Source organism: Kangiella sediminilitoris (assembly GCF_001708405.1).
Lineage (GTDB): Bacteria > Pseudomonadota > Gammaproteobacteria > Enterobacterales > Kangiellaceae > Kangiella > Kangiella sediminilitoris.
In genome coordinates this window covers 631871-645620 of sequence record NZ_CP012418.1, presented here as the reverse complement: position 1 = coordinate 645620, position 13750 = coordinate 631871, and the positions used below count along the sequence as shown (strand labels likewise).

The window sequence follows — 13750 nt, the reverse complement described above, 5'->3', positions numbered from 1 at the left end:
TTTTATGATACTTAGGTTGATAATCCCAGCTTTGCCTTTGCTCTTAGTGAGCTGTTCTTCTCTTGAGTCAGTCGAAAACAAAATAAAACCCGAAACAAACGTATATTTGGGTGAGAACAATGTTCTGCATTACGACGGGCGTATAAACAAAGGTGCCAACCTAAGGATTTTCTCTCTATACCAATCCCTAAAAACCAAGCCAACTATGCTAAAAATAACCAGTAAAGGAGGGCCGGTGCTTGAGGGTATAAAACTTGGACACTGGGTTTATGACAATAAGTTGGATGTAACCGTTGGCAAAGGCTGCGCGTCTTCTTGCGCTAACTATATTTTCCCAGCAGGTAGGAATAAATATTTACAAAAAGATTCGATGTTAATTTGGCATGGTAACTCATACCAAAGTGATTTTGATGATTTGGTCAGGAAAGGAGAACCAAGGGCTGTAAAAGTTCGGGAGAAAGAAAATGCTTTTTACAGGAAAATTAATGTCCACCCCTTATTAGCGGAATATGGCCATAAAGAATTTACTGTTTGGAACTTCTTATACCGCTACTTCAAAGAAACCGTTGGATTTGATTACTCCCTTGATGACATGAAGAAATTTAACATTACAAATGTCAAGCTTATTGATGGAGCTTGGGAATGGCGAAAATATAATTCTAACTACCATGTGATCAGAGTCGAAGTTGAAGAAAATGATTTAGAGCCCTTTTCTTCGTGATTAACAAAACGGATTTTCTAAAAAGCGTTGTTCAGCTAATGTGTTTTTTCTACCCAATGCTTTATTGCGATCAGGAAATCTGCCGAAACGAATGATCTGATCACGGTGGCATAAGGCGTGACTGGTAGAGCTGCTATCGCCCAGACCAATAAATAACTCCACGCTCTTATTCTGAATGATCAAATCCTCAGCATGCTCAAAAGGCAAATACATAAACTTTCGTTGTACCGTTAAAAGCCCCTGATCAAATCCTTTATTCAAAGCATACGCCGCAACTTCTCTAGCTTTGGCATCGTTGGAAAAAGCCTCCGCTTGTCCCCTGAAAATATTGCGAGAGAATTGATCCAGTAGAATGATTAAAGCCAGAGACCCTCGCTGACTTTCCATCATAGCATCTAGTTGTCCTTGCCCGGCTTCCCGGTTGGCCTGACCAAAACGCTGGCGAATGTCTTCATCAAACGCAGGTGTAGAGTCAAACCAGATGGATCGAGCTGCGCCTAACTCAGCTGAGTCAGGCGCGCCAAACCAGAAATTTATCACTTCTTCAGTTAGTTCTTCAAAAGCCATAAATCACCAACTACTGAGCTTTACGCTTCAAAGAAGGTTTAACAGCACCCTCTTTTTGCATCGCTTTATAGGCCGCCTGCCAAACTGGAATGGCTTTAAAAGCCGTAACCATGTCGTAATCAAGTGCAACCTGATTAGCGTCCATTGGCTCATCACCGGCTCTGCTCTGGAACCATTTCATCCACCCTTGAGATCCTGGCTCAAAAAGGACTAGAACGTCAGCAGGTCCACTTGAGTGCGGTGGCGGTAGCTGTGATGGTGGTTGAGTAGTGGTCGGTAATAAAAACGACACCATATTAGGCTCATCAGTCTCTAAACTATTAGGGTTATATTGTGCTGAACTATGACAACCCAAGCAGCCAACACTGGACACTCCTGCTGGATAATAATGTCCCCCAGCCCAGGCAGGCGTCACCACGGCACCATCATTCGGCCCCGACAAACGCCCGTCCCAGCCAAGTGTTGAACGGGCATAATCGGGAGTATTCATATTAATCCAGTTTTCAGTTAAAGCGGGATTAACCTTTGCTGGCGGAGTAATGGCTGAGCTTGCAGTATTAATCACATCAGGGTTCCCTCCCCAGGTCGCACCTAGAGGAACCATTTTATCCCAAGCAGTTTTTCCTGGTGCATCTTTATCGTAAATCAACGTCGAGAAAACCCATCCAGTATCCGGTGCCGCCTGGCTGTCTTTAACAATAATATCAAACTGCATCATATAGATATCTGTAAGACTTGGCTGAGTGGCACTTCCTTCCGAGCCATTGTTGGGACACTTTGATTTTGTGGGATTATTACCAGAGCCATTACTCGAATTAAGAGGAGCATATATAGGTAAGGAAGCAGTCCCTTCCATTGGCGACCAGTCGGCCCCGCATGGCGTGACAAAAGCAAACTTAACGATGACGCTTCCTTCGGCATACTGTGCACCGGGATTGGTAATATTTGGGTTGTAAGCATCCTCAAGAGTGGTACCCCAGATATTGCCCAAAGTAGCAGCGGCCGTGTTGTCGTATAATGTTAAAACATAGGTTGTAAGATCTAGGTTCTGATCAGTCAAAGTCCCAGCAGGAAAACCCGAACCGACATAGAAGCCATGAATTGGCTCACGCTCAGTACCTAACCAGATGGATTGCCACCAAGGCTCCTCACTGGCATTCCAATGTTCATAATCATAAATTAACTTCTGCATATCCTCCGAGACATAGCTTTTCAAAGCCTCAACATATGCCATAGCATTTTGCTGGTTTATCAATCCATTATTAGTTACTTTTTTCCAAGGGGGAGACTGTTTCTGTACTGCTTCACTTGGATAGTCATGTCTCAGCTGGAAAAGAGGACCATCATAAACAGAAGCCGGAGGATTAGGTATTGAGGAGTTTATAAAAGGATGGGTTGCAATATTTGCATCTTTTAGTTTCTTTGCAGTAAGAGTCAGAAACGGAACCTTCCCCACCAGGTTCTCGTCATCCTTATGCTCTTCTGCCATTACAGAAGATGATGTCGCCAATGCCAGCGACACCAGTCCCAGTACATGTTTTTTCATAGTTCTCTCCGTTAGTGGTATATGTCATACCATGGAGGTATAACTTATTATTATCACCATCCATAGTCATTCCACACTAGCCCATTTGAACTATTGAATATACATTTTTCTTAACAAATCCAACCACTTAAGGCGTTCTTGCATTAAACAAGCCAGCTAATGTCAGTATTGCATTGAATTGGTCGTGTTTTTTCTCCATCACGGAAGACAAGACCAGGTTTGTTACCAACCAAAGTAAGCTTGTTACCAATAAGCTTCAGCGCTGTACCCTCTCGTGTACCGACAACATAACGGTGGGGGTTAGCACGAACATATTCAAATAGTCGCTCAGCACGAGTCTCACCATTATGGTTTGGTGGCTGATAATCAGTGTAATGAGGATTTATCTGGAAATTTACCAAGGCCAATGCTTTAAAGCTTCTTGGCTCAACAATCGGCATATCATTAGTGGTACAGATTGTCAGCCCGGCTACGTTGGAGCCCGCACTCCACCCCATGTAAGGCACGCCCTCATCAACGCGCTTCCTGATTGCATCGATGAGCTCGTTGTCATACAGCTCTTTTAATAAGTGGAAAGTATTACCACCACCTATGGCAATAGCCTCAGCTTCCTGTACCGCTTTTACTGGATCATCAAAGCGGTGAATCGAAACTACTTTTTTGCCGATCGTATTAAAAGGCTGGTTAACCTTATCTTCATATTTATCATAGCCCATTGCAAAACCTGCATAGGGGATAAACAATACTTCTTTAATTTTATCTTCCAGAAAACTATCAATCATTGGCAGGGCGTGCTCTAGATAATCTGTTTGCCCCTCTCTGGATGAGCTTAAAAGCAGTAACTTTTTATTCGACATAATATATATCTAACCTTTGTATTAAACTGGTACGCCAGAATGAAAGCGGAATAGCGGATCGGGTGACTCTATCAACTCCTGTTCTTTTTGCAAAAAGAAATCGAGTCGCTCATCAATACTGGAATCGGCATTTTGTCTTGCAAGCTCCAGATAATCCATAAAGTGGCGTGACTCAGATTTGAGAAGAAATCGATAATATTTTGCCAGGTCTGGATAAGCATCCTTCAGGTAAGGAACCAGTGCGTGAAACCTTTCGCACGAACGAGCTTCGATAATCCCGCCAATAATCAGCCCATCAATGAATCGTTGCGGTTCATCTTTGGATACAAACTGATGTAAACCAGCAGCGTAACGTGATGGTTTTATTGCGCGATACTTAATGCCCTGCTGCTCTATAAATTCAAGCACCTGTTCAAAATGTAACACTTCTTCACGTATCAGTTGCGAAAGTTTTTTTAACAGGTCGATCTGCTCGGGATAGCGGAACATCAACTTAACCGCAGTAGCAGCAGCCTTTTTTTCGCAATGAGCATGGTCAATGAGCAGTAGCTCCATATTGTTAAGAGCATGTTCCAGCCATGCCTTTGGAGTTTCACAATACAAAAACTCCCGGATGGGACTTATATCAACGGCTTTTTCCGCCACTTTGTCTGCCATGAACTTGATTCAACAGTTACCAATAGAGCGCAGTATTATACGCGTAAGCATCATTATTGTCAGTTCACTACACCCTAGCGACCTGCTGCTTTAATAATTTCAGCTGCTCCTTGGTAGCGGATTGCTTACGATAACGAAGCTCTACATAGGTTTTAATTGCTGGGGCAGCTCTGGCATATAACTTTGGAGAGACATCTCGGACGCTCTTAAGTAACTCCTGAGGACCAGTTGATGACTCAAGACTGACGCCTTGTTTTTTTAGTTTTCCAATCAACTTAATGTATTGTTTTGCAACAGGATCAAGCCATTGTGTTGACCGCAAAACCCAATAACCAAAGATCAGACCTGCTAAAAACACAGTGAACAGAAGTCCGTATCCAAGGTAGCGATACTGATTTTTTTCTATACCAAGTTTGCGCAGCCAACTAAACTGCATATCTTGGCTGTAGCCCATTACTGTCTCGCTCCAGAAACTTTGGATCGCGTCCCAGCGCAAAGCTAAATTCTGCAAAAATCCCCTTGGTGCTTCAAAACTAGTATTACTGCCGAACTCTTGCAGCCAGCCGTCCCGTGAGCTTGTTTGGCCCAACAGGTCTTCATCCACTCTCGACGGATGTATTGCTGCTGTTGGGTCAATTCGGCGCCAGCCCTCACCCTCCAGCCACACTTCTGTCCAGGCATGAGCATCCTTTTGACGGACAATATAATAATCACCGTAAGGATTATATTCACCACCCTGGTAACCAGTCACTACACGGGCTGGGATGCCCGCCGCTCTCATGATATAGACAAATGCTCCAGCATAATGCTCACAGAATCCTTCTTGAGTTCTGAACCAGAAGCCATCAACCGTATCAACCTCAATCACCTCTGGAGTCAAAGTGTAGTGATACTGATTCTGATGAATGTATGACAAAACCCAGCTGACGAAAGTCTCAGCACTGCCATGCTCCTGTCTACGCACTTCTGCCCACTCTTTCGTTCTCTGGTTAGAGTCATCAGGTAATTCCAAGTACATTTCCTGTTGACGCGGCGTCAAATTATGATCACTAAAGTCTATGTCATAGGCCTGCGCTGAATAGGTAATACGTTGAGTAACCCTGCGCCGTTTCATCCAGGTATAGTCACTAAAAAGATAGGCATTTTCAGGCGCTTCGGCTAATTGCTCCAGGCCAAAAATCCAATTTCGGTTATTGGGCTCCATTTGAATCCGATACTGATAGGTCAGCTCTCGGGGTAATTCCAGACCGCCCCGAACAGGACTATGACTCTCCTTATACCAGGTAAAACCGTCAAAACGCGAGAGGACCAGTCCACGCCAGTACATCTCACTGTTTTTGGGGACTTCCCCCTCAAAATCAGCTCGGAAAGCAATATCATCGAAAGTATGTAATGCCCCAATGCTACCGGGCGTCATAGTATCATCGATACCAGACCCCGACTGGGAGTCATTGGGCATTGACCAAAGAGGTGAGGAGCTTCTGGGAAATAAAAAGAATAACAGTACCATAATAGGTATGGCCTGGAGTAAAGTAATGACTGAGGATCTACCAATCTTAGCACTACTTTGAACACCCTTCGGACTGTTTAGCGCCACCATCCCAACCAAAATCAGTAACATTGATATTAGCAGGTACAGCCCCATCCATATTGCTTCAGTGTAGAAAAATGCCGTAACTACGATAAAAAACGAAATAAACAGCAGCAAGGCAGCATCGCGATAACTTCTGGCTTCAAGTAACTTAAAACCATACATTAAACTAATCAGTCCGATTCCTGCGTCACGCCCATTTAGCGTCTTAAACTGGAGAAATACTCCTCCCACACACACTAATACCACTATGAGAAGTATCCATTTAGGTGCATGTAAACGATGATGATTGAGATACCATTTTGCTAACAGCAGAGCGATGGTGGTTAACGTTATCCATGCTGGCATAAAGAACCATAACGGAAATAATACTCCGGTCTGAATAAGCAGTAAGAGAGGGACAATTCCTGGCCGACTAATCGGTAGCTGTTTTACATTCATAATTCCACCTACATCATAGCCAGAGCTTTCAGACAACTATGCATGTGCTCCATACCCTGGTCTTTATCAATCGTCACGTGCGGCAGCTGTAGAGCGTAAAGTTGCTGACTTTCTTCAGCCTGTAATACGGCATCTGTCAAATATGAAATCGCAAGCTCTCGTTCGTAATGAGCCACACTATCCCAGCTTAAACTATGCTGTTCGCCCGCCTCCTGCTCAAACTCTTTGCTCAACAATCCCCGTTCTCGGGCAAAGGCTTTCCACATAACCTGTTTAATAGGATCACCGGGATGATAATCTCTCACGCTATGAAAGTCCTCTGCTCCCTGCTCTACATGCGCGCCTTCATTGCTACCTGTTCGACTTGCAATCAATGGCTCCGGACATTGTAAAGGCTTGGGATACACTAGTATCTGGTATGGAGTTCTAACCCAGGACCAGGCTTCAAAAATTCCAAATGGAAAGATACTGGTACAAACAAAACGAGGAACATCCTCCAGCCCCCTGACAGAGGTTGGAACATTTATCTCTGCCATAGTTTCAGCCCTAGCACCTACATCAAGGTATGATACTGATTTTTTGGTAAGCCCTATTCCTATACCAATTCTTTCCTGCTCGCTTGCATTGGCCAATTGCATGGAGATCACCGCACTCTCGCCAGCAAAAACCGGCAACGCTTTATGGCAGCGAATCGCTAACCCTTTCAAATTACGGAACGTATAGAAGACGGACAGCATTCCAACCGCAAGGACAATAAAACCAGCCATAAAACCCATATTATTTTGATAGTTGGTGGATGCTATTAGAATTAATATCAAAATGATCAACATCAGCCAGCCATAACGGGTGGGTAAAATATAAATATTATTTTGCTTTAGCTCGGTCCTCACCTGCTGTGGAGTGCGCTTATCGATCCACCCATTAAGTTTTGTCTTTAATCTTCTAAACATTATGCAGGGACAGTTATATCTTTCATTAATTCTTCAATCAAAGTCAGCGTTGACGATGAAGACGTTTTGACCAACTGCAGCCTGTGGCGGGAAGCTGCTACAAACACCTGCTGAATATCATCGGGTAGAACAAAATCTCTCCCGTCTACAAAGGCCCAGGCTTTAGCAGCGCTGATAATTGCCAGCCCTGCTCGTGGTGATAAACCATGCGCGAAATCAGGACTGCGGCGTGTCGCCTGGATTAATTCCATCACATACTGAAGAAGATGATCGGTAACTGTGATTTTCTCCACCTCGACCTGTAGGGCTAAGAGAGAATCCAGATCTATTAGTGACTCAAGCTGTGGCATTTTTGTTCGGCCTGACTGCCCTTTCAGTAAAACTTTCTCTAACTCCGGATCAGGGTAGCCTAAATTAATTTTGAATAAAAAGCGGTCAAGCTGAGATTCGGGCAAGGGGTAAGTCCCAATTTGATGAGTTGGGTTCTGTGTTGCAATCACAAAAAACGGACTTGGCAATTGATAGGTATGTCCTTCAACCGTAACCTGTTTCTCTTCCATGGCTTCCAATAAAGCACTTTGTGCTTTTGGAGTGGCTCGGTTAATTTCATCTGCTAGCACCAGCTGAGAAAAAACTGGGCCCTGATGAAATTCGAAAGCAGACTTTTCGCGGTCAAAAATATTTGCACCAACAATATCAGCTGGCAAAATATCACTGGTAAACTGAATACGTTGGAAGTCCAAGCCAAATACTTTAGCCATCGCCTGGCCTAAAGTAGTTTTGCCCATACCTGGCAAATCCTCAATTAATAGGTGTCCTCGGGCCAACAGGCAGACCACTGCTAATTTAACTTGTAGCGGTTTACCAAGAACCACTTTATTTAATTGTTCCAACACGGGCAAAATGGACGAGTTCATACAGCTCCTTGGAGTTGTGAAAGAGTTATCATTAATTATGTTAAACTGAATTTTGATTCAGGAAAAATTCAGTTTACTAAAACCATAATACAGTTGCATTATTTAACAAGGATATTTAAGGAGAAGACAATGTCTTTAAAAAAATTATTTGTAGCAACAACTATCGCACTATCTTCTGGCCTAGCCATGGCTAACGGTGTTAGCTATGACTATGTACAAGGTAGTCTACAGGACTATGATGGATTTGACGGTGTTGAATTCGATGGTTCTATGTCGTTTGACCAAAACTTTTATGGTCGTGCAGAAGTCTTGAAAGGAGAAACGGACGCCTTTGGTATTGATGTCGATCGCTATCGCTTCAATGCTGGTTTTCACTCGCCAATTAACAACTCTGTTGATTTCGTAGCTGAAGCCGGTTTTGAGAAGTTTGATGCTGAAGGTGGCTTTGACGATTCTGGTTTCAATGTACTTGCAGGCTTCCGTGGTATGGCAAGTCAAAACTTCGAATTAGGCGGCTACGCTCAATACTCTGATGTGCTTGAGTCAACAGACCTAACATTAGAAGGTCGCTACCACTTCAACAATAAATTTTCAGTAGGTGTTGAAATTGGTAATGATGACGAGCTTGACGATCATATCGGTGCAAGTTTCCGTTACAGCTTCTAAACGTTTGTATATAAAAAGGCCGCTAAACGCGGCCTTTTTTCTATCAACGAACCTTTGTTTCTCAATAGCTGCCTTTGTAGTACACTATGCTCAAATTTAAGGCACAACCTCTGATACGGAAATAATGAATAAGTTACTGACCACAACAGCGATGGCGCTGGGTTTGGTACTTGCAGGCGTCTCTGCAAAAGCCAGCGACAAAATTAATTATGAATTTATTGAAATGGGATTCCTCCATAGTGAGGGTGAGTTAACCAGTGATAAATCAGGTTATCAATTCAACATATCCCAGGCTTTTAACGAAACATGGTACACCAGGGCTGCAGTTCGCTCTCAATCAGCTGATGTTTATGTTACGGGGCTGACGACCAGTGTAACCTCCAAAGATTACACGATTGCTGTAGGCTTTCATTTACCAAGTTCACGAACCGATGACTTTTATACAGAAATAGGCTACCTGAAGTTTGACGGTAGTGACATCGTCTCAGCATCAACTTACGGTAACGACGAAGAAGGCTTTATGGTCGAAACGGGTTTTCGTGGCCGCCTGTCTCCTGACTGGGAATACAAAATATATGCAGGGTACAAAGATTACGATTACTCAAAATACGTAGATGAAGACCTTCATGAAGATTCTAACTCAACGTTCTATGGCATAGAAAGTCGATATTACCTCTCTAAACAATGGTCTTTAGGAGTGACATTATCCGAAGAAATCACAGGGTTGACATCAGGCCTAAACTTCCGCTATAACCTATAAAAGGAACAAAAACAGCAAGTTAACCGCACACTGACGACCTTTATCACTTGAAAAGACACTCAAAATATTGCTTTTGCTAACCGCTTCACACAAATACGCGGTCCTGTGAGACTTAGGACACAGAACCTTTTTCATTTGTTGTTAAAATTTTGGACAGTCTTGGTAAACAAATGCGGAAGGAAAGGTATCAACATGAAATACGTGCTTGCTGCAGTTGCTGGGTTGGTAGGCATCAATTATGTGATGAGTGAGCCAGCCATCTATGAAAATGTTCTTCAAAACAAAGAACTTCTTGGTGCTTTGGTGTTAACACTAATCGCTAAACCTTTGCTTAAGAGAATATTTGAGTAGTTAGTAAACCTCCCTATAGGTTTGTAAGGTGGCTTTATAGCCACCTTTATTTTTGCTCGTAAAAAATTTCTCAAAAAAAAAGCCCAGTTTAGACTGGGCTTTTTTATCCTTTAGACCTACTTATGGAAGCTCTCCGAACCATCCCTCATTTTAATTAAGATATCAGCTGGTGCGAAGCGATCCCCCTGCAATTTTTGGTAGTACTCCAAACGCTCTACCACAGTATCTATACCTAACTTATCCATATAACGGAATGGCCCTCCATGAAACGGGGGAAAACCTATGCCAAAAATTGCGCCAATATCTCCATCACGAGCACTGCGAATAATGCCCTCATCCAGACATCGTGCCGCTTCATTCGCCATGAGTAGCAAACCCCGCTCTGCAATTTCCTTGTTGTCTACATGCTTGTCCGGGGTGACACCCAGAACAGAGTAGACGCTCTCGTCAACTTCCTTACCATTTTTCGAGCCCCCCTCATATTTATAGAAGCCTCGCTTATTTTTTTTGCCTTTTCGGTCATCATCTTTTAATTTCTCAAAGGCCCTTGGAGTCGACATTCTATCGCCAAATGCTTCTTCTAAAATTGGAGCCACCTTCGTCGCGACATCAATACCCACCTGGTCCAGAAGAGTAATAGGCCCAACAGGGAATCCAGCCTGTACCATCGCTTTATCAAGCTTCTCTATGGCAACACCTTCATTTAGAAGTATTCCAGCCTCGTTGATGTATGGAGCAAGTATTCGGTTAACGTAAAACCCTGCGCCGTCATTCACTACAATTGGTGTCTTACCTTGCTGTTTAGCCAGCTCTACACAGGTCGCGATTACCCAGTCAGCCGTTTTGTCGGTAGCAATAATTTCCACCAATGGCATTTTTTCCACTGGAGAGAAGTAATGTAAGCCCACAACCTGCTCTGGACGCTTCGCTGCTTCTGCAATTGTAGTAATAGGGATAGAAGAAGTATTTGTTGCAAAAATAGTATGATCCGAGCAGTTCTGCTCAACATCTTTAACCATCTGATGCTTAAGTTTGATATCTTCAAATACGGCCTCTATCACCATGTCTACATTCTTAAAACCACTGAAGTCTGTAGTGCCCGTTAAAAAAGACATGGTATGGCGAGCAGTAGAGGGGCTGACGATCTTCTTTTTCATTTTTTTGGATATCAACTTCCAGGAATAGTTTAACGCCCCGTTAACTCCCTCAGGACGAACGTCCTTTACCCTCACTTTTTTATTAGCTTTATCAACGGAGACATAAGCAATACCTGAACCCATCAGACCCCCGCCTAAAACACCAACCTTCTTAATTCTAGCTGGCTCAGCATCCGAATCGACTCCATTGTCTTTCTTCAGTTCAGTGGTTGCATAAAAGACGCTTATTAAAGCTTTCGCTTCTGATGAAACGACAAGCTGGCCAAAGTTTTTTGCCTCTGTGGCCAATCCCTTTTTTATCCCCTGAGACATACCTTTTTCAACACACTCGATAATTTTATTGGGTGCAGGGTAATTCCCCTTAGTTTTCTTCTGAACAGTCTTTCTGGCCTGATCAAAAATTATATTTCGACCAAGAGGATTTGATTCCAAAAACAGTTTCTGTAGACCTTTTGCAGTAAAGTAGCTGCTGATAGATGTTTTCTTTTCTTTGCCCTTCCTAAGCTCTTCGATACGCTTTCTCGCTGCCTTCATCAGGTTTGCCTGCGGTACCACGTCATCAACCAGGCCAAGTTTCTTGGCTTGCTTTGGAAACAGCTGCTTACCAGTTAGCATCATATCCAGTGACGGAGCAATGCCTACAAGCCGAGGTAACCGCTGAGTACCTCCACCGCCAGGCAGGACACCCAGTTGAACTTCCGGCAACCCTAATTTTGTTTTTGAGCTATCAGAGATCACTCGTCCACTACATGCAAGTGCTAATTCCAATCCCCCGCCAAGGCAGGCTCCGTGAATAGCCGCAACAACAGGCTTCTTCAAATCCTCTAAAGCATTAAAGAACTGATGTCCAGATGTGGATATTTTTTCAGCATCCTCTGCTGTATCCACCTTACCAAACATTGAAATATCTGCACCCGCAATAAAGCTTCCTTCTTTGCCACTTTTAATGATCAAGCCTTTGACTGCACTGTCCGTTTTAATTTGCTCAATCACGGGCTGGAGCTCTTCAATAAACTCCATTTTAAGGACATTTTGAGACTCACCTGGCAAATCAATTGATATTACAGCAATGCCATCGTCATGTTGCTCAAATGTAAAGAATGTATTATCCGACATTATTCAACCTCCAAAATCATTGCTGCACCCAATCCACCTGCCGCACATGCAGTTGTTAAACCTAAACCTCCGCCACGACGCTTTAGTTCACGTAAGGTTTGCGTAATCATCCTTGCACCTGTCGCTGCAAATGGATGTCCGTAAGCCAATGAGCCACCCAGGACATTGAATTTATCCATATCAATCTCACCAATTTTTGTACGCTGCCCCAGGTTTTCTTTTGCAAACTTAGTTGAGCCAAATGCCTGAATGTTTGAAATGGTCTGCGCCGCAAACGCTTCGTGCATATCAATCAGATCCAGATCACTCAACTTTAACTTGGCTTTTTTCAGCGCCTTAGGAGTAGCGTACGAAGGACCCATCAGCATATCGTGATCGGCTTCTATTGCTGCGAATGCATAACTTTTAATGTAGCCGAGAGGTTCATAGCCTAAAGCCTTTGCTTGAGACTCTTTCATCAAGACAAGTGCAGCCGCACCGTCGCTTAATGGTGTTGAATTGGCTGCCGTTAAAGTACCAAACTTTTTATCAAAGGCTGGACGCAATTTGGCATATCCTTCAATACTTGAGTCAAAGCGAACAATATTATCACGATGCAGAGGCTCTTTAGTGTAGGGTTCAGCGTACGCTGTCATAACCTCATCATCCAGTTTTCCTTCTTCCCATGCTTGAGCAGCTAAAGTATGAGAGCGATGCGCAAGTTCATCCTGCTCCTGCCTCGTAATGCCTCTGTCCCTAGCCATCTGCTCTGCATTCTGTCCCATTGTAAGTCCTGTTGAGTACTCCTTAATCGCAGGAGGTACTGGTAACAAGTCCTTAAAACGTAGCGTTTTGAGAATAGATAACTTTTGCCCAAGCGTTTTCGCTTTTTGTAAATCAATCAAAGCCAAATTCAATTTCTTACTGACACCGATCGGTACTACTGAGGATGAATCAGCACCACCTGCAATTCCTACAGATACGTCACCAACCATTATCGACTCAGCTAAACTGGCAACACTCTGGAAACTGGTTGCACAAGCACGTGATACCGAGTAGGCATCCGTGTGCACATCCATAGGAGTGCCCAAAACAATTTCTCGAGCAATGTTTGGAGCTTCAGGCAAAATCACCACCTGTCCAAAAACAACTCGCTCGATCAATTTGGGGTCAAGGTCTGTCTTTTCTATTAATTCATTAACGACCATTTTGCCTAATTCAATAGCATTAATGCCTCTGAAGTGAGTAGCCTGCTTAGCAAATGGTGTTCTGAGTCCTGACACAATAGCAACACGATCCTGTTTTTTGGAGCGCGTTGTCTTTTTAGTGGTGCTTTCGCTCATGGTATCTCCTAATAAGATGTTCTGACTTGATTCTACCTAAAGACAGGAGGATTTCAAACACACGTTTGAATTAATCATCTAAGTCGTCACCATGAATAACTTCCCAAAGTAACAATTAGTTGCAACTTTTT

The 13750-nt window shown here is 43.4% G+C and carries 13 protein-coding genes; 4 read left to right on the top strand and 9 right to left on the bottom strand.

Going from position 1 to position 13750, the window contains the following annotated elements:
* Positions 1-4: 4 nt before the first annotated feature.
* A complete protein-coding gene (locus KS2013_RS03025; RefSeq protein ID WP_068989558.1) occupies positions 5-721 on the top strand; it encodes a hypothetical protein in 717 nt (238 codons plus the stop codon).
* Here KS2013_RS03025 and KS2013_RS03020 read toward each other — a convergent pair whose 3' ends face one another.
* The 7 genes from KS2013_RS03020 to KS2013_RS02990 form a co-directional block, all read right to left on the bottom strand.
* Complete coding sequence (locus KS2013_RS03020; RefSeq protein ID WP_068989555.1) at positions 722-1288, bottom strand: DUF924 family protein; 567 nt, start codon at positions 1286-1288, stop codon at positions 722-724.
* Positions 1289-1298: 10 nt separating this feature from the next.
* A complete protein-coding gene (locus tag KS2013_RS03015; protein WP_068989552.1) occupies positions 1299-2834 on the bottom strand; it encodes a hypothetical protein in 1536 nt (511 codons plus the stop codon).
* A 143-nt stretch (positions 2835-2977) separates the two neighbouring features.
* Positions 2978-3691, bottom strand: coding sequence for a dipeptidase PepE (gene pepE / locus KS2013_RS03010; protein WP_068989549.1), 714 nt, complete (start codon positions 3689-3691; stop codon positions 2978-2980).
* A gap of 21 nt (positions 3692-3712) precedes the next feature.
* Positions 3713-4348, bottom strand: coding sequence for a tRNA-(ms[2]io[6]A)-hydroxylase (gene miaE / locus KS2013_RS03005; RefSeq protein ID WP_068989545.1), 636 nt, complete (start codon positions 4346-4348; stop codon positions 3713-3715).
* Positions 4349-4415: 67 nt separating this feature from the next.
* Positions 4416-6380, bottom strand: a complete 1965-nt coding sequence (locus KS2013_RS03000) for a transglutaminase family protein (protein ID WP_068989542.1) — start codon at positions 6378-6380, stop codon at positions 4416-4418.
* 8 nt (positions 6381-6388) lie between these two features.
* Positions 6389-7330 carry a DUF58 domain-containing protein gene (locus KS2013_RS02995; protein ID WP_068989539.1) on the bottom strand — a complete coding sequence of 314 codons (942 nt, stop codon included), beginning with the start codon at positions 7328-7330 and terminating at the stop codon, positions 6389-6391.
* Positions 7330-8247, bottom strand: coding sequence for an AAA family ATPase (locus KS2013_RS02990; protein ID WP_068989536.1), 918 nt, complete (start codon positions 8245-8247; stop codon positions 7330-7332). Before KS2013_RS02990 ends, KS2013_RS02995 begins: the two co-directional genes overlap by 1 nt.
* 129 nt (positions 8248-8376) lie before the next feature.
* On the opposite strand from KS2013_RS02990, the gene KS2013_RS02985 reads away from it, so the two are divergent.
* The 3 genes from KS2013_RS02985 to KS2013_RS11980 all read left to right on the top strand — a co-directional run bounded on the left by KS2013_RS02985 (position 8377) and on the right by KS2013_RS11980 (position 10024).
* Positions 8377-8913, top strand: coding sequence for a hypothetical protein (locus KS2013_RS02985; protein WP_068989533.1), 537 nt, complete (start codon positions 8377-8379; stop codon positions 8911-8913).
* Between the two features lie 124 nt (positions 8914-9037).
* A complete protein-coding gene (locus KS2013_RS02980; protein WP_083217768.1) occupies positions 9038-9673 on the top strand; it encodes a hypothetical protein in 636 nt (211 codons plus the stop codon).
* A gap of 192 nt (positions 9674-9865) precedes the next feature.
* On the top strand, positions 9866-10024 hold the full coding sequence (locus tag KS2013_RS11980; protein WP_169816856.1) for a hypothetical protein: 159 nt from the start codon (positions 9866-9868) through the stop codon (positions 10022-10024).
* Positions 10025-10140: 116 nt separating this feature from the next.
* Here the strand turns inward: KS2013_RS11980 and fadJ are convergent, their stop codons facing one another.
* The gene (gene fadJ, locus KS2013_RS02975; RefSeq protein ID WP_068989530.1) at positions 10141-12297 is read right to left on the bottom strand and encodes a fatty acid oxidation complex subunit alpha FadJ; all 2157 of its coding nucleotides are present in this window, start codon (positions 12295-12297) and stop codon (positions 10141-10143) included.
* A complete protein-coding gene (gene fadI / locus KS2013_RS02970) occupies positions 12297-13619 on the bottom strand; it encodes an acetyl-CoA C-acyltransferase FadI (protein WP_068989527.1) in 1323 nt (440 codons plus the stop codon). Before fadI ends, fadJ begins: the two co-directional genes overlap by 1 nt.
* Positions 13620-13750: the final 131 nt, after the last annotated feature.